General features: G+C 71.8%; 13 protein-coding genes. 6 read left to right on the top strand and 7 right to left on the bottom strand.

The features are described 5' to 3' along the window. Positions 1-58: 58 nt before the first annotated feature. Positions 59-1,012: a 1-phosphofructokinase family hexose kinase gene (locus tag AB8810_RS14230; protein WP_369914001.1), complete on the bottom strand. Its 954-nt coding sequence runs from the start codon at positions 1,010-1,012 to the stop codon at positions 59-61. Beyond that, entirely contained in the window at positions 1,009-3,528 is a 2,520-nt protein-coding gene (ptsP, locus tag AB8810_RS14225) for a phosphoenolpyruvate--protein phosphotransferase (protein ID WP_369914000.1), read from the bottom strand. The genes AB8810_RS14230 and ptsP overlap by 4 nt, the downstream gene beginning before the upstream one ends. 158 nt (positions 3,529-3,686) lie before the next feature. Here ptsP and AB8810_RS14220 point away from each other — a divergent pair, with 158 nt between their 5' ends. Then, the gene (locus AB8810_RS14220; RefSeq protein WP_179564111.1) at positions 3,687-4,667 is read left to right on the top strand and encodes a LacI family DNA-binding transcriptional regulator; all 981 of its coding nucleotides are present in this window, start codon (positions 3,687-3,689) and stop codon (positions 4,665-4,667) included. Between the two features lie 135 nt (positions 4,668-4,802). Here the strand turns inward: AB8810_RS14220 and AB8810_RS14215 are convergent, their stop codons facing one another. Both AB8810_RS14215 and AB8810_RS14210 read right to left on the bottom strand, forming a co-directional pair. Then, positions 4,803-4,979: a hypothetical protein gene (locus AB8810_RS14215; protein WP_179564113.1), complete on the bottom strand. Its 177-nt coding sequence runs from the start codon at positions 4,977-4,979 to the stop codon at positions 4,803-4,805. A gap of 16 nt (positions 4,980-4,995) precedes the next feature. Beyond that, positions 4,996-5,319 (bottom strand): transposase, encoded by a 324-nt coding sequence (locus tag AB8810_RS14210; RefSeq protein ID WP_179564115.1) that lies wholly within the window; start codon positions 5,317-5,319, stop codon positions 4,996-4,998. A gap of 311 nt (positions 5,320-5,630) precedes the next feature. Between AB8810_RS14210 and AB8810_RS14205 the strand changes: the two genes are divergently transcribed. The 4 genes from AB8810_RS14205 to AB8810_RS14190 all read left to right on the top strand — a co-directional run bounded on the left by AB8810_RS14205 (position 5,631) and on the right by AB8810_RS14190 (position 11,610). Beyond that, the gene (locus tag AB8810_RS14205) at positions 5,631-6,923 is read left to right on the top strand and encodes a nucleotide sugar dehydrogenase (protein WP_369913999.1); all 1,293 of its coding nucleotides are present in this window, start codon (positions 5,631-5,633) and stop codon (positions 6,921-6,923) included. Positions 6,924-7,049: 126 nt separating this feature from the next. Next, positions 7,050-8,675, top strand: coding sequence for an FMN-binding glutamate synthase family protein (locus AB8810_RS14200; RefSeq protein WP_191826482.1), 1,626 nt, complete (start codon positions 7,050-7,052; stop codon positions 8,673-8,675). Then, on the top strand, positions 8,672-9,199 hold the full coding sequence (locus AB8810_RS14195) for a GNAT family N-acetyltransferase (protein ID WP_369913998.1): 528 nt from the start codon (positions 8,672-8,674) through the stop codon (positions 9,197-9,199). The genes AB8810_RS14200 and AB8810_RS14195 overlap by 4 nt, the downstream gene beginning before the upstream one ends. A gap of 224 nt (positions 9,200-9,423) precedes the next feature. Then, positions 9,424-11,610, top strand: a complete 2,187-nt coding sequence (locus AB8810_RS14190; RefSeq protein ID WP_191826484.1) for a diguanylate cyclase domain-containing protein — start codon at positions 9,424-9,426, stop codon at positions 11,608-11,610. Positions 11,611-11,755: 145 nt separating this feature from the next. Here AB8810_RS14190 and AB8810_RS14185 read toward each other — a convergent pair whose 3' ends face one another. The 3 genes from AB8810_RS14185 to AB8810_RS14175 all read right to left on the bottom strand — a co-directional run bounded on the left by AB8810_RS14185 (position 11,756) and on the right by AB8810_RS14175 (position 15,043). After that, complete coding sequence (locus tag AB8810_RS14185) at positions 11,756-13,207, bottom strand: serine hydrolase domain-containing protein (protein WP_369913997.1); 1,452 nt, start codon at positions 13,205-13,207, stop codon at positions 11,756-11,758. A 119-nt stretch (positions 13,208-13,326) separates the two neighbouring features. Continuing rightward, positions 13,327-14,586 carry a TIGR03862 family flavoprotein gene (locus AB8810_RS14180; RefSeq protein WP_369913996.1) on the bottom strand — a complete coding sequence of 420 codons (1,260 nt, stop codon included), beginning with the start codon at positions 14,584-14,586 and terminating at the stop codon, positions 13,327-13,329. A gap of 13 nt (positions 14,587-14,599) precedes the next feature. Next, the gene (locus AB8810_RS14175; RefSeq protein ID WP_369913995.1) at positions 14,600-15,043 is read right to left on the bottom strand and encodes an FKBP-type peptidyl-prolyl cis-trans isomerase; all 444 of its coding nucleotides are present in this window, start codon (positions 15,041-15,043) and stop codon (positions 14,600-14,602) included. Positions 15,044-15,109: 66 nt separating this feature from the next. On the opposite strand from AB8810_RS14175, the gene AB8810_RS14170 reads away from it, so the two are divergent. After that, positions 15,110-15,475 (top strand): DUF6164 family protein, encoded by a 366-nt coding sequence (locus AB8810_RS14170; RefSeq protein WP_058360033.1) that lies wholly within the window; start codon positions 15,110-15,112, stop codon positions 15,473-15,475. The last annotated feature ends 159 nt before the right edge of the window (positions 15,476-15,634 follow it).

Raw genomic sequence — 15,634 nt, 5'->3', positions numbered from 1 at the left:
GGCGGCGGCGTGCGGTTCGATGACATGCGGTTCGAACACATGCGGTTCGACGTGGGGTTCATTGCAGCGACTCGATGCGGACCGCGGCGGCGATGCCGTCGACCTGGTCGCGCGGCAGCCGGCGCGCGGCGCCGCTGCCGAGCGTGGCCACGGCGAAGGCGGTGGCCTGGCGCGCGCAGGTCGCCAGGTCGGCCTCGGCGAGCAGCGCCGCGACCAGGCCGGCGACCATCGCATCGCCGGCGCCGACGCTGCTGCCGCCGGCCAGCTGCGGCGGGCGTGCCAGCAGCGCCTGCTCGCCGCGCACGAACAGCGCGCCGTCGGTGCCCAGCGACACCACCACCAGCGCGATGCCGCTGGCCAGCAGCGCGCGGGTGGCCGCCAGCAATTCGGCGGTCGCGCGCAACGGCGTGCCGGCCCAGTCCTCCAGTTCGTGGCGGTTTGGCTTGATCGCGAACGGCAGCTGCGCGCGCGGTGCGGCCAGCGCTTCGCGCAGCGGCGCGCCGCTGGTGTCCAGCAGCACCCGCGCGCCGGCGGCGGCGGCCTGCGCCTGCAGCACGCGCCAGCTGTCGTCGGCCAGGCCGGCCGGCAGGCTGCCGGTCAGCACCACCGGCAGGCCCGGACGCAGCAGCGGGGCCAGGCGCGCGCCGACCGCGTGCAGCTCGGCCGCGCCCAGCGGCAGGCCGGGCAGGTTGATGTCGGTGGTGTCGCCGCTGTCGGCGGCGACCAGCTTGAGGTTGGTGCGGGTGTCGCCGGGCACGCGCAGGCAGCGGTCGTCGATACCGCGCGCGGCGAACAGGGTCTCGAATAGGTGCGCGTTGCCGGCGCCGAGCACGCCGAGCGCGGCCGTGGCGACGCCGGCGTCGGCCAGGCAGGCGGCGACGTTGATGCCCTTGCCGCCGGCGATGGCGTGTGCGCTGCTGGCGCGATGCACCTGGCCGGGCTGCAGCCGCTCGATCGCCACGGTCAGGTCGATCGCCGGGTTCAGGCTGACGCTGACGGCCTGCACGCTCATGCGCCGGCTCCGTCCAGCGCGCGCACGTCGGCCGCGCTTTCGCAGTCCAGCGCCCGCTGCGCCAGCGCCTGCAGCGCATCCAGGCGGCTGCCGCGCAGGCGCGCCTTCACCGCCGGCACGTCGTTCGGGGTCATCGACAGCTCGTGCACGCCCAGCCCGGTCAGCAGCGCCGCGCCGAACGCGTCGCCGGCCAGGCCGCCGCACACGCCGACCCAGCGCCCATGGCGCGCGGCGCCTTCGACGGTGGTGCGGATCAGGCGCAGCACCGCCGGGTGCAGGCTGTCGGCCTCGGCGGCCAGGTCCGGGTTCTGCCGGTCGATCGCCAGCGTGTACTGGGTCAGGTCGTTGGTGCCGATCGAGAAGAAGTCGGCATGCCGCGCCAGCGCGTCGGCCTGGATCGCCGCCGCCGGCACTTCGATCATGATCCCCAGCGGCACTTCCGGCGCGTCCAGCTCGGCGCGCAGGCGTTCGCACTCGGCGCGCAGCGCGACGATCTCCGCCGCCGAGGTGATCATCGGGAACATGATCGCCAGCTTGGCGCCGTCCCTGGCCGCGCGGTACAGCGCGCGCAGCTGCGGTTGCAGCAGGTCGGCGCGGCGCAGCAGCAGGCGCGCGCCGCGCACGCCGAGGAACGGGTTGTCCTCGCGCGGCAGGTTCAGGTGCGCGACCTGCTTGTCGCCGCCGATGTCCAGCGCGCGCACGATCAGCGAACGCCCGTCCAGCGCCTTGGCCATCGCCATGTAGGTGTCGTACTGCTCGTCCTCGCTCGGCGTGCTGCCGCGCTCCAGGAACAGGAATTCGGTGCGCATCAGGCCGACGCTCTCGGCGCCCTGCGCCAGCGCCATCGGCACCTGCTCGGGCAGGTTGACGTTGGCGCCGATCTCCACGCGGTGGCCGTCCTGGGTCTGCGCCGGCTGGTTGCGCTGCTCGGCCTCGCGCTCGCGCAGCTGGCGCTGTTCCTCGATGTAGGCGCGGGCCGAGGCCAGGTCGGCCTCCGACGGCGCCAGGTACAGGCGGCCGCTGTTGCCGTCGACGATGACGGTGGCGCCGTCGTCCAGGTCGAGCAGGTCGGCGCCGCCGGCGACCAGCGCCGGCAGGCCCAGGGTGCGCGACAGGATCGCGGTATGCGAGGTCGGCCCGCCCAGCGCGGTGGCCAGGCCGAGCACGCGGCTGGTGTCCAGGTGCGCGGTGTCCGACGGCGACAGGTCGCTGGCGAGCAGGATGCACGGACGGTCGGGCAGGTGCTCCAGGCTGCCGCTGGCCAGGCTCGGGTCGATCTGGGTCAGCACCCGGCGGCCGACGTCGCGCAGGTCGCTGGCGCGTCCGGCCAGCACCGCATTGCCCAGCGCCGACAGTTTGTTGGCCATGCGCTCGACCGCCTGCTGCCAGGACCAGGCCACGCCGTGGCCTTCGACCATCAGCTGGCAGGCCAGGGTGATCAGGTCGGTGTCGTTGAGCAGTTCGGCCTGGGCGCGGAAGATCGCCGCATCGCCGGCGCCGAGCCGGCGCCGGGTGTCGTCCTCGATCGCCTGCAGTTGCTGGCGGGTGCGCAGCAAGGCGTCGTGCAGCAGCGCGCCGCCGTCGCTGAGCGGCACCGGCGCGTCCGGCACCGGGCCGTCGTTGCCGGCCAGCTTGTGCACCACGCCGATCGCCAGGCCGGGGCTGGCGCCGATGCCGACGATGGCCGGCTGCGCCTGCGGCGGGGTCCAGCCGCTGACCGGGGCGGCACGGCGCTGCGCCGCGGCCTGCGCGTCGGCTTTCTCCTGTGCGGTGAGGCCGTCGATGACGCTGCGCAGCCGCGCCAGCGCGGCGGCGGCGTCCTGGCCTTCGGCCGAGATGGTCACCGTGTCGCCCGCATGCAGGCCCAGCTGCAGCAGCGACACCAGGTTCTTGGCATCGCCGGTCTGCTCGCCGGCGCGCACCTGGATCCTGGCCGCGAAACCGCGCGCGGTCTCCACCCAGCGCGTCGCGGGGCGCGCATGCAGGCCGGTGGGGTAGGCGACGGTCCATTCGAAGCGCTCGCCGAGATCGGCGACCGGGGCGCCGCTCGCCGCGACGGCCGGGTCCTGGCTCAGCGCGTCGACGATCGCCTGCGGGTCGTCGCTGGCGAACAGCGCGTCCAGCCGCGGCTGGTCCTGGATCAGCCGGGTCAGGCGCCGCAGCAAGGTGATGTGGGTATCGGACTGCGCGGCGATGGCGACCACCAGATGGGTGGTCTGGCCCGGATTCCACTCCACGCCGTCGCGGATCTGCAGCACCGCGATGCCGTCGCGCTGGACCAGGTGGCGGTCCTCGCCGGTGCAGTGCGGGATCGCCACGCCGTGGCCGAGGAAGGTGTTGGCCAGGGCTTCGCGGCGCAGCATGCTGGCCGCGTAGGCGGGCGGCACGCAACCGGCGGCGACCAGCAGCTGCGCAGCCTGGGCGATGGCGTCGGCCTTGTCGCGGACCTGGACGTTGACGCGGACCAGTTCGCTGGCGACCAATACGGGGGGATTCGTCTGGGTCACGCGGGGCATCCTTCGAGGGTCTGGGGCGGCGAGTGGGCGCAGTGTGGGAACGTTCCCACTCTCGCGTCAATGTGCACTGCACAATTTATTCGGGAAAACCCGGTGCTACTATCGAATTTGGCCACTTGGAAGGGGGTTGCAGTGGGAATTTTGCGGGAACGTTGCCAGTGACGGTCAGCATCCATGACGTGGCGCGGGTGGCCGGTGTCTCGACTTCGACCGTATCGCGGGCGCTGGGCCAGGGCCCGGTCAGCGAGGACGTGCGGGCGCGGGTCGAGGCGGCGGTGCGCGAGACCGGCTACCGGCCGAACCTGATGGCGCGGCGGCTGCGTTCGCAGCATTCGGGGATCGTCGGGCTGATCGTGGCCGACATCCGCAACCCGTTCTTCACCGCGGCGATCGGCGCGGTCGAGGAGGTGGCCTACCGCGCCGGGATGCGGGTGATCCTGTGCAACACCGACGAGGATCCGCAGCGCGAGGCGCTGTACCTGCAGCTGATGCAGGAAGAACGGGTCAGCGGCCTGATCTTCGCGCCGACCCGCACCACCCAGAGCCAGTTGCCGAAGTTGAACTTCGACTATCCGGTGGTGCTGCTCGACCGTGCCGGCAAGGCCGGCGTGCACGACAGCGTGGTGCTGGACAATGCCGCGGCGATGGCGAGCTTGATCGAGCACCTGGCCGAGCGCGGCTTGCGCCGCATCGGCGGGCTGTTCGGCAAGACCAGCAGCACCGCCGCCGAGCGCCGCGACGGCTATCTGGCGGCGATGCAGGCGCACGGCCTGGCGCCGAGCTACCGCGAGGTGGCGCCTAGCGCGGAGGCGGCGACCGCCGAGGTGCAGGCGTGGCTGGCGCAACCCGAGCGCCCGGAGGCGCTGGTGGCCAGCAACAGCCTGTTGCTGATGGGCGCGCTGAAGGCCGCGCGCGGCGCCGGCCTGCGCATTCCGCAGGACCTGGCGCTGGCCGGCTTCGACAACGAGAGCTGGACCGACCTGGTCGAGCCGGGCATCACCGTGATCGAACAGCCGGTGGAGGACATGGGCCGCACCGCGATGTCATTGCTGCTGGAGCGACTGAATGCGCCGACCCTGCCGATGCGCAAGGTGGTGCTGAGCGGACGCTGCATCGTGCGCGGGTCCAGCCTGCGCTGAGGGCGTGGCGTCGCAGGGCGCGCCGAGGGACGGACGCTGGCGCGGTGGCGCGAGCGTCGATGAGCGCGCTGGAGCGCAATGCTAGGCGCGTGCAGGCTGGAATCGCCGGCGCCGTGCCGCCGGCGGTGTGTCTGCCTACTCGCTGCCGTCCGGCCGCGGGTAGTCGTGCTCCGGATCGGCGTGGTCGCGTTCGGGGTCGCTGTCCGGCTGGTCGCGGTCCTTCCACTTCGCCGCGTCGTTGCGCAGCTTGTCGGGCGTGTGGCCGCGCTGCTGCGGACTGTCCGCGTTCTCGCGATTGGGTGGGTTGGACATGGGCGTGCCTCCAGGGTCAGGCGGGGACAGGGGCAGGATCGGGCTGAGTATCGCGCCGCTCGGAACCGTCTAGCCTGGCCCAGCAGGCCAGCACGAAGGCTTCGGCATCGTTCCAGGCGATGCGCGGCCACGGATGTTCGGCGTCGTAGCGCTGGCGCAGGCGCTGCATGCGCACCTCGTTGGACTCGCGCGGCAGCTGCAGAAACACATCGCAGGCCATCTTGATCAGACGCGCATGCTCGCTGAAGGACTGCGGCCCCAGCTTGCCTTCCCCGTGCAGCACCTTCCAATGCGCCAGTTCGGCTTCGACATCCACGAGCAGGCACGGAGCGTGGCTCACGGCAGGATCTCCTGTAGTAGTGATGAGGGGGTTGTTCTGGGAACTGCGCGGAGGCGCTTGGCCAGACTAGGGCGTAAGGCGTAAACGCCAGGTCACATCGGCGTCGCGGCCGTGGCAAGAACCGCGACAGGCTGGCGAGACGGTGTGTGCGATGGGCCAATGATAGGCATGTCGTGCGTGAAGGCAGTGCCCGCTTGGAGCGTGCCGCCGCGCCGCTTACCATGGCCGTGGGTCCGCGCCGCGGACATCCGCACTTCCGCGACCACCCGCATCGACGGCGCACGCCGCCGCTGCGCCCTGAAAGGAACGGCATGCCCGTCGATATCGTGTTCGATCCCGCGCAACTGCGCATCGCCGTCATCGGCCTGGGTTATGTCGGCCTGCCGCTGGCGGTGGCGTTCGGCGCGCGCTACGACACGCTCGGCTACGACATCGACGCGCAGCGCGTGGCGCAGTTGCGCGACGGCCACGACCAGACCCTGGAAATGGAACCGGACGAACTGCGTGCCGGCGTGCACCTGCGCTACAGCGACGATGCCGCCGCGCTGCGCGACCGCAACGTCTACATCGTCACCGTGCCGACCCCGATCGACGCCTACGAGCAGCCCGACCTGCAGCCGTTGCGCCAGGCCAGCGAACTGCTCGCCGGCGTGCTCAAGCGTGGCGACCTGGTGATCTACGAGTCCACGGTGTATCCGGGCACCACCGAAGAGGTGTGCGTGCCGCTGCTGGAACAAGGCTCGGGCCTGCGTTTCAACGAGGACTTCCACTGCGGCTACAGCCCGGAGCGGGTCAACCCGGGCGACCGCCAGCGGCGCCTGGCCGACATCCGCAAGATCACCTCCGGCTCCAGCGCCGCGGCCGCCGAGGCGGTCGATGCGCTGTACGCGAGCATCATCGACGCCGGCACCTGGCGCGCGCCGTCGATCCGCGTGGCCGAGGCGGCGAAGGTGGTCGAGAACATCCAGCGCGACGTCAACATCGCCCTGGTCAACGAGCTGGCGCTGATCTTCGACCGCCTCGGCATCGATACCCAGGACGTGCTGGAAGCGGCCGGCACCAAGTGGAACTTCCTGCCGTTCCGTCCCGGGCTGGTCGGCGGCCACTGCATCGGCGTGGATCCGTACTACCTGCTGCACAAGTCCGAGAGCATGGGCTACCACCCGGACCTGATCCACACCGCGCGCCAGGTCAACAACCGGGTCGGCGCGCACGTCGCCGCGCGGGTGCAGTCACTGCTGGCGGACAAGGGCGTGGCCATGGCCGCGGCCACGATTCTGGTGCTCGGCGTCACCTTCAAGGAGAACTGCCCGGACCTGCGCAACAGCCGCGCGCTGGAGCTGGTGCAGGCGCTGGCCGCCAGCGGCGCCCGGGTCGATGCCTGCGACCCGTGGGCCGAGCCGCAGCTGGCGCGCGAACATGGCGGGGTGGAACTGCTGCCGGCGCCGGTCGCCGGCCGCTACGACGCGGTGGTGCTGGCGGTGGCGCACGAGGAATACCGCGGCTTCGATGCCGCGCGGATCCGCGCGCTGGGCACGCCGAACCTGGTGGTCTACGACGTCAAGTCGGTGTGGCCGCGCGAGGCGGTGGACGACCGGCTGTAGCCGAAAGCGCCGCACGCTGTGCACCACCAAGCTGTACGCCGCCCAAGCGGGCGGTAGGCTGCGCCAGCGCCATTGCCGGCCTGCACCGCCTACACTCGCTGCCTTCCGAATCTCGCGAGGAACGCGATGCACCGCTACCTAGCCTATGTCGCCAGCTGCGTGCTGCTGGCGCTGTCCATCGCCCTGTGCGCGATCTGGCCGCTGTGGGGCTGGGGCGTGGCCGCCTTCGCGGTCCTGGCCCTGCTGGGCACCTGGGACCTGCTGCAGACGCGCAGCACGCTGCGCCGCAACTATCCGATCCTGGCGCATTTCCGCTATGGGCTGGAATCGGTCGGCCCGGAGATGCGCCAGTATTTCCTGCAGAGCGACATCGAGGAGGCGCCGTTCTCGCGCCAGCAGCGCGCCCTGGTCTATCAGCGCGCCAAGAACGTCATGGACGTGGTGCCGTTCGGCACCCTGCGCAGCGCCTACGCCACCGACTACGAGTGGATCAACCACTCGCTGGCGACCAGCGAGATCGCCCATCACGATTTCCGCGTCACCATCGGCGCCGGCTGCGCGCAGCCGTACTCGGCCAGCGTGTTCAACATCTCGGCGATGAGCTTCGGCGCGCTGTCGGCCAACGCCATCCGCGCGCTCAACGAGGGCGCGCGCCGCGGCGGCTTCTACCACGACACCGGCGAAGGCTCGATCTCGCCGTATCACCGCGAATGCGGCGGCGACCTGGTGTGGGAGATCGGCTCGGGCTACTTCGGCTGTCGCGATGCGGACGGACGCTTCAGCGAGGAGCGCTTCGTCGCCAACGCCACGCTGGCGCAGGTGAAGATGATCGAGGTCAAGCTGTCGCAGGGCGCCAAGCCCGGCCACGGCGGGGTGCTGCCGGCGGCCAAGGTCAGCGCCGAGATCGCCGCCACCCGCGGCGTGGCGATGGGCCAGGACTGTGTGTCGCCGTCGCGGCATTCGGCGTTCTCCACGCCGCTGCAGCTGCTGCAATTCGTGGCCCGGCTGCGTGAGTTGTCCGGCGGCAAGCCGAGCGGCTTCAAGCTGGCGATCGGGCATCCGTGGGAGTGGTTCGCGATCGCCAAGGCGATGCAGGAAAGCGGGCTGTACCCGGATTTCATCGTCATCGACGGCGCCGAGGGCGGCACCGGCGCGGCGCCGGCCGAGTTCATCGACCATGTCGGCGTGCCGATGCACGAGGCGCTGCTGCTGGTGCACAACACCCTGGTCGGGCTGGACATCCGCGACCGGATCAAGCTCGGCGCGGCCGGCAAGATCACCAGCGCGTTCGACATCGCGCGCACCCTGGCGCTGGGCGCGGACTGGTGCAACGCCGGGCGCGGCTTCATGTTCGCGCTGGGCTGCATCCAGTCGCTGAGCTGCCACAGCGACCGCTGCCCGACCGGCATCGCCACCCAGGACCAGCGCCGCTGGAAGCACCTGGATCCCACCGACAAGGCGGTGCGGGTGGAGCACTACCACGCCAACACCCTGCGCGCGCTGCGCGAACTGCTCAGCGCCGCCGGCCTGGCGGATCCGTCGCAACTGGGGCCGGAGCACATCCTGCGGCGCATCTCGCAGGTCGAGATCCGTTCGCTGGCCTCGCTGTACCGCTATCTGGAACCGGGCGAACTGCTGCGCGACGGCGTGCCCGACCACGCGGTGTTCCAGGAGTACTGGGCCGATGCGCGCAGCGATTCGTTCCAGCCGCCGGCGCGGATCCGCAGCCTGCGCGACAGCAAGTCGCGATGAGTGCCGCCGCGCCTCCGTCGGGCGCCGTCGCCTTGCGCGCGGCGCGGCACGCCGACATCGCCGCGATGTGGGCGCTGCGCACCCGCTGCGTGCGCCAGGTGTGCAGCACGCACTATCCGCCCGAGGTCATCGCGGCCTGGGCGTCGGCACCGGCGCCGGCGACGTATCCGCAGCTGATCGCCAGCGGCGGCGCGGTGCTCGCCGAGGACGCCGGCGGTCGCCTGCTCGGCTTCGGCGTGGCCGATCTGGCCGGCAGCGAGATCGACGGCCTGTTCGTCGATCCCGACGTGCGCGGCAGCGGACTGGGGCGACGCCTGCTGCAGGCGCTCGAAGCCAAACTGGTGCCCGGCGCGCGCATCCACCTGGCCGCCGCACTCAACGCGGTCGCGTTCTATCGGGCCCAGGGCTACGCGGTGCTGCAGCAGGGCAGCTATGCGCATCCCAGCGGCATCGCGCTGGCCTGCGTGTACATGGAAAAGCACCCCGCACAGACGCAGGCAGGCACGCCGCAAGCCGCCGTCTAGCGGCGCCTGCGGCGGCTGCCTGGAGCGGCGCGGCGGCCGGCCCGGGGCGTGACGCCCCCGGCCACCCCGCTGCGCAGGCACTGCTTGCGCCGCAGCACGTCACCTGCCGTGACACCCGCGCTGCGCGCCGAATGCGTGGTGCACGTCGCCAACCGCGATCGTGCGACTGCCATCGTCGCCCGCGGCCAGTTATCGTGACCGGCTCCCCATCCCGCTTGCCGCGCATGCCCCAGCGACCGCCCCTCGGCTTCATTCCCGCGCCGTTGCCCGCCGACGAACTGGAGCGGCTGCGCGCGGTGGCCGAACTGGGCATGCTGGACACGCCGCCGGAGCCGGTATTCGACGACCTGATCTGGCTGGCCAGCCAACTGTGCGACGTGCCGATCGCCTTGGTCACGCTGATCGACGAACACCGCCAGTGGTTCAAGGCCAGCCGCGGCCTGAATGTTTCAGAGACGCCGCGCGAGCTGGCGTTCTGCGCGCATGCGCTGCTGTCGCCGCAACTGCTGGAGGTGCCGGATGCGCTGCAGGATCCGCGCTTCGCCGGCAACCCGCTGGTGCAGGGGGCGCCGCATATCCGTTTTTATGCGGGCATGCCGCTGCGCGGCAGCGGCGGCCATCTCTACGGCAGCCTGGGCGTGATCGACACCATGCCGCGGCAGCTGGGCACGGCACAGCGCGAGGGGCTGCGGCGCCTGGCCGCGCAGGTGACGATGCAGCTGGAGGCGCGCCGTGACGCGCGCATCGCCCAGACCCAGGCGCAGATGCTGAGCCTGCTGCTGGAAACGGTGCCCGACGCGGTCGTGTCGTGTTCCGCCGACGGCACGCTCTCCCAGTTCAACCGGGTCGCGCGCGCCTGGCACGGCACCGATCCGCGTGCGTTGCCGCCGGCGCAGTGGGCGCAGTATTTCGATCTGTTCGACGCGGACGGCCAGCGCCTGCTCGAGCGCGAACGGATCCCGCTGTTCCGCGCCTGGCGCGGCGAATCGGTGCGCGATGCGGAAATCGTCGTCGCCGCCGCCGGACAGCCGCCGCGCAGCGTGCTGTGCAGCGCCGAGCGGCTCCACGACGCCGACGGCCACGCGCTGGGCGCGGTCTGCGTGATGCGCGACGTCACCGTCGAGCGCCAGGCCACGCGTGCCGCGCTGCTGGCCGGACAGCGCTTCTCCGGCGCGTTCTCGGCGGCGGCGCACGGCATGGCGCTGGTGTCGCTGCAAGGCGGCTGGCTCGAGGTCAACGACGCCCTGTGCGCGATGCTCGGCTACGATCGCGATGCGCTGCTGGCGCTGGATTTCCGCCAGCTCAGCCATCCGCAGGATGTCGCCCCGGACCTGGCGCTGGCGGCCGAACTGGTGGCCGGGCAACGCAGCGGCTACCACCTCGACAAGCGCTACCTGCGCCGCGACGGCGCCACGCTGTGGACGCGCCAGGCGGTATCGCTGGTGCGCGACGAACACGAGCGGCCGCTGCACTTCGTGGCGCAGATCCAGGACGTCACCGAGCAGCACCTGGCCGAGGCGCGCCTGCGCCAGAGCGAATCGCAGCTGCGCACTATCGCCGACAACGCGCCGACCCTGATCGCCTACGTCGACAGCCAATTGTGCTATCAGTTCGTCAACAAGCCCTATGCGGACTGGTTCGCGCTGGCGCCGGCGGCGATCGTCGGCCGGCGCATGCCGGAGCTGCTGGATGCCGAGCACATGGACAGGATCCGGCCGCATCTGCAGCGGGTGCTGGACGGCGAGGCGCAGCACTTCGATACGGAATTGCGCGACGCGGCCGGCGAACTGCGGGTCATGCACTCCAGCTACGTGCCCGACGACTCCATGGCGCCGGCGCGCCCCGGCTTCCACATCATGATCAGCGACATCACCGGGCAGACGCGACTGGCGCGGCTGATGGAAGCGCGCGCGCTGCGCGACGAACTGACCGGGCTGCCGAACCGGATGGCGTGGAACGAGACCCTGCGCCGGACCCTGGCCCAGCCCGGCCGCCGCGGTGCCGACCAGGTGGCGGTGATGTTCCTGGACCTCAACGATTTCAAGACGGTCAACGACCGGTTCGGCCATCACGCCGGCGACGCGGTGCTGGTGCATTTCGCGCGATTGCTCAAGACCTGCCTGCGCGAGGAGGATTTCATCGCGCGCCTGGGCGGCGACGAGTTCGTGGTGCTGCTGGACCAGTTGGCAGACGCCCGCAGCGAAGCGCACGCGGCGGCGGCGCGGGTGCTGGCCGCCGCGCGCGACGGTTGCGTGGTCGACGGGCAGCGCCTGCCGTTGCAGCCCAGCATCGGCATCGCGCTGCAGACCGGCCCGGAATTCGACCCGGTCCTGCTGATCCAGCGTGCCGACGAGGCCATGTACAGCGCCAAGCGCGATCCGCAGCGACGCGTGCAGATCGCCGATCTCTGATCCGCGGCGACGCGATGGGGGCGGGGCACGGCGACCCGATCGGCGCGCGGGGGGCGCCCTTGTTCGCGCGCTTATCGGTCTTCGTGCCTGCCTGCCGCGGACGCGCCCGGGCACGGCGCGGTCCTTCCCATCGCATTCGCGCGCCTCAGCGTACGCTGTCGGCCGGCACCCGGCGGAACGGCGAGTGAAAGCTTCCGGCGTCGATCGTACCCAGGTCGGCTTGGCCGGCGTCGAAGCGGATCACGATGTCCTGCGCGCTGAGGAAGAACGCATGCTCCGACGAGGGAATCAGCGGGTAGGCCTGATCCTTGCGCAGTTCGACCTGCAGGCCGCCAGCCCCTTCGCGGATGTCGAACGTGCCCAGCTCGGGAATGGCGAAGCGGCCGACGAAGCGGCGCAGCACGGCGATGTCCACGCTGGCGGCCTGGCGCTGGATCGGCCGGAAGTCGGGCCAGTCGTAGGCTGCGGCGACGGCGCGGACGATTTCCAGGCCCAACTGGTAGCCCTGGTCGCCGTTGCTCAGCACCACCGCGCCGTCGCAGCGGTCGGGATAGACGACCAGGGTGGCCTTGTAGCCGGCATTGGAACCATCGTGATAGGCGTAGCGGCGCGCGCCATGCCCGCCGATCTGCAGTCCCAGCCCGTAGTCGCCGCGCACCGGGGTCAGCATGCTGCGCACGCTGGCCGCGGACAGCACGCGGCCATGTCCGGCGCTGGCCGCGCACAGCTCCAGCGCATAGCGCGCCAGGTCCTCGGCATTGCTCCACAGCCCTGCGGCGGCCAGTTCCGGATAGACATGCGCGCCGCCTGCGATGGGCTGGCCCATGGCGTCGTGCGGTTGCGCCGCCCTGGCCAGCACCGCCACCGGCAAGGGTTGCGTATAGCCGCTGGCCTCCATGCGCAGCGGCGCCAGCACGCTGTCGCGGAGCAGGTCGGGGAACGGCTTGCCGCCGACGTCGATCAGCAACTGCTGCATGACCGTATAGCCGCCTCCCGAATAGCGGTAGCGTTCGCCGACCGGCGCATCCACCACCACCGGCGCCGAGTTGGCCGGCGCCTGGCCGTCGAGCACCTGCTGCAGGGTCGGGACCGCCGCGCCCTGGGCATAGCCGTCGAAGCCGTGCACGCTGGTGCCGGCGCTGTGCGACAGCAGTTGCCGCAGCGTGACCGGGTGATCGCGGGTGTAGACGGAGTCGGGCAGCTTCCAGGTCTTCAGCAGCGCATTGACCGGCGCATCCAGCGCCAGGCGCTTGTCCTGGACCAGCTTCAAGGCCGCCATCGCCGCGACCGGCTTGCTCACCGAGCCGGCCTGGAACAGGGTCCTGGCGTCGACCGGGGCGCCGTCGGCGGCGGTGACACCGTACCCCTTGGCCCAGTCGACGCGGCCGCCGTGGATCACCGCGATCGACACGCCCGGCACGTGCAAGGCGTCCATCTGCTCGCGCAGCGACAGCGTCGTGGTGGCCTGGTCCTGCACCACGACGGCCGGCAAGAGGCCGGTTTCCACCCGCCGCATCTGCGCGGAGGACGCCGGCGGCGCGGCGCCGGCGATGTTGCAGCTCACCACACCGAGTGCGAGAAGGGTCAACAGGCGCATGCGTGCTCCGGGTCGATGGCGCCGTTGCGGCGGCCACCGCATGGATATGCCACGCCGCGGCATGGCCGACAGGCCCGAAGGTCATTGGCCGTTCCGGCGCCCCTTGCGGCCGATGCCGCTCAGCCCGTCGTCCGTTGCAGCCAGGCCACCGCGCCACGCCCGGCGCGCAGGCCGCTGGCGAAGCAGGCGCTGAGCAGGTAGCCGCCGGTCGGCGCTTCCCAGTCGAGCATTTCGCCGGCGCAGAAGGTGCCGGGCAGGGCGCGCAGCATCAGCGCCGGGTCCAGCGCTTCCAGGCGCACGCCGCCGGCGCTGCTGATCGCCTCGGCCAGCGGACGCGGGCGCAGCAGGGTCAGCGGCAGCCGTTTCAGCGTGGCCGCCGCACGCGCCGGATCGTCGCCGGCCTGCTTGCCCAGGATCTCGAACAGCAGCGCCGCCTTGACCCCGTCGATGCCGGCCTGGCGCCGCAGGTGCTCGCCGAAGCTGCGCCCGCCGCGCGACTTGCCCAGTTCGGCCTGCAGCCGCGCCAGCTCGCGCCCCGGCGCCAGGTCCAGCCACAGCGTGGTCGCGCCGTGCGCGGCGATGGCCTCGCGCAGCTCCGCCGACAGCGCATAGACCAGGCTGCCTTCGATGCCGTGCTCGCCGACCACGCATTCGCCCTGCAGCGCGTGTTCGCATCCCTGCGCATCGCGCCAGTGCGCGATCACCGGTTTCAGCGGCGCGCCGGCATGGCGCTCGCGGAAATGCGCGCTCCAGTCGATATCGAAGCCGCAGTTGGTCGGCCGCAGCGGCGCGAGGTCGACGCCGCGCACGCGCAGCGTCTCCTGCCAGGCGCCGTCGGAGCCGAGCTGCGGCCAACTGCCGCCACCCAGCGCCAGCACGCAGGCATCGGCATGCACCAGGCGCTCGCCGTCGGCGCCGGCGAAGCGCAGCGCGCCGGCGCTGTCCCAGCCCAGCCAGCGATGCTGCACGTGGAAGCGCACTCCGGCGTCCTTCAGCCGCCGCACCCAGCCGCGCAGCAGCGGCGCGGCCTTGCGGTCCAGCGGGAACACGCGGCCGGAACTGCCGACATAGGTTTCCACGCCCTGCGCCTGCGCCCAGGCGCGCAGCGCGTCTGCGTCGAAGTCGGCCAGCCATTCGCCGACCTGCGCGGCACGCTCCCGGTAGCGCGACACGAACAGCGCGAACGGATCGGAGTGGGTCAGGTTGAGCCCGCCCTTGCCGGCGATCAGGAACTTGCGCCCGACCGAGCCCTTGCCCTCGTACACGTCGACCTCGGCACCGGCCGCGCGTGCGGTCTCGGCGGCGATCAGCCCGGCGGGGCCGCCGCCGACGATGGCAATGCGGCCGCGCACGGCGGCGGCGAGCTTGCTGGCGGACATCGGCGGCAGCGGCTCAACGCGGCTTGACGTCGAGCAGTTCCACCTCGAACACCAGCGAGGCGTTCGGCGGAATCACCCCGCCGGCGCCGCTGGCGCCGTAGCCGTATTCCGACGGGATCATCAGCTTGCGCTTGCCGCCCACGCGCATGCCGGCCACGCCTTCGTCCCAGCCGCGAATCACCTGGCCGCCGCCAAGGGTGAAGCTGAAAGGCTGGCCGTGGTCGGCCGAGGCGTCGAACTTCTTGCCATGCTGGTCCTTGGCGGCCTCGTCGTACAGCCAGCCGGTGTAGTGCACGGTCACCTGGTTGCCGGGCCGCGCCTCGGCGCCGCTGCCGACCTGCTCGTCGATCATCTGGAACGCGGCGATGCTGCCGCCCGGCGGCGGACCCGGCGGCGTGCAGCCGCTCAACAGCCAGGCCGGCAACGACAGACTCAACAGCAACAGGACACGGCGCATGCGGTCATCCATGGGCGAACAGGGCGTGCAAGGGTAGCGCATCGCCGCAGCGGCTATCATCGGCGCATGGCCAAACTGCTGCTCAACCTGCGCCACGTGCCCGACGACGAACTCGCCGAGGTGCGGGCACTGCTCGATGCCGCGCGCATCGACTACTACGAAACCCGTCCCGGCACCTTCGGCATTTCCGCCGGCGGCGTGTGGCTGCGCGAGGACGCCGAGCAGGCGCGGGCCAAGGCGCTGCTGGCCGACTACCAGGCGCAGCGCGGCGAACGCGCCCGCGCCGAGCGTGCCGCGGCGCTGCGCGACGGCAGCGCCGAGACCTTCGCCACGCTGCTGCGGCGGCGCCCGCTGTTCGTGCTGGCGACGCTGCTGGGCATGCTGCTGATCGCCTCGCTGGTGCTGCTGCCGTTCTTCCTGTTGCGCGGCTGAAGCCAGCCGGCACGATTGGCAGGGGCGCGGCGACCGGCGTGACGTGGCTGGGCGTGTCCCGGAAGGATCGTCGCTCGGCGACGCAGGCGACGCATGGGGCCTCATTGCTCCCTTGCCCTCGCGCATGAGCGCGGCGACGCCATCGCCCTCGCGCTGCCA

Source organism: Xanthomonas sp. NCPPB 3005, from assembly GCF_041228095.2.
GTDB classification, from domain to species: Bacteria; Pseudomonadota; Gammaproteobacteria; order Xanthomonadales; family Xanthomonadaceae; genus Xanthomonas_A; species Xanthomonas_A bonasiae.
The sequence above is the reverse complement of the archived record's forward strand: the minus strand, read 5'-3'. Positions and strand labels throughout refer to the sequence as shown.

Excerpts from the sequence above, each read along its gene's own strand:
- AB8810_RS14230 (WP_369914001.1), bottom strand. The coding sequence starts at position 1,012 with ATGAGCGTGCAGGCCGTCAGCGTCAGCCTGAACCCGGCGATCGACCTG.
- ptsP (WP_369914000.1), bottom strand. The coding sequence starts at position 3,528 with ATGCCCCGCGTGACCCAGACGAATCCCCCCGTATTGGTCGCCAGCGAA.
- AB8810_RS14215 (WP_179564113.1), bottom strand. The coding sequence starts at position 4,979 with ATGTCCAACCCACCCAATCGCGAGAACGCGGACAGTCCGCAGCAGCGC.
- AB8810_RS14205 (WP_369913999.1), top strand. The coding sequence starts at position 5,631 with ATGCCCGTCGATATCGTGTTCGATCCCGCGCAACTGCGCATCGCCGTC.
- AB8810_RS14200 (WP_191826482.1), top strand. The coding sequence starts at position 7,050 with ATGCACCGCTACCTAGCCTATGTCGCCAGCTGCGTGCTGCTGGCGCTG.
- AB8810_RS14195 (WP_369913998.1), top strand. The coding sequence starts at position 8,672 with ATGAGTGCCGCCGCGCCTCCGTCGGGCGCCGTCGCCTTGCGCGCGGCG.
- AB8810_RS14190 (WP_191826484.1), top strand. The coding sequence starts at position 9,424 with ATGCCCCAGCGACCGCCCCTCGGCTTCATTCCCGCGCCGTTGCCCGCC.
- AB8810_RS14185 (WP_369913997.1), bottom strand. The coding sequence starts at position 13,207 with ATGCGCCTGTTGACCCTTCTCGCACTCGGTGTGGTGAGCTGCAACATC.
- AB8810_RS14180 (WP_369913996.1), bottom strand. The coding sequence starts at position 14,586 with ATGTCCGCCAGCAAGCTCGCCGCCGCCGTGCGCGGCCGCATTGCCATC.
- AB8810_RS14175 (WP_369913995.1), bottom strand. The coding sequence starts at position 15,043 with ATGCGCCGTGTCCTGTTGCTGTTGAGTCTGTCGTTGCCGGCCTGGCTG.
- AB8810_RS14170 (WP_058360033.1), top strand. The coding sequence starts at position 15,110 with ATGGCCAAACTGCTGCTCAACCTGCGCCACGTGCCCGACGACGAACTC.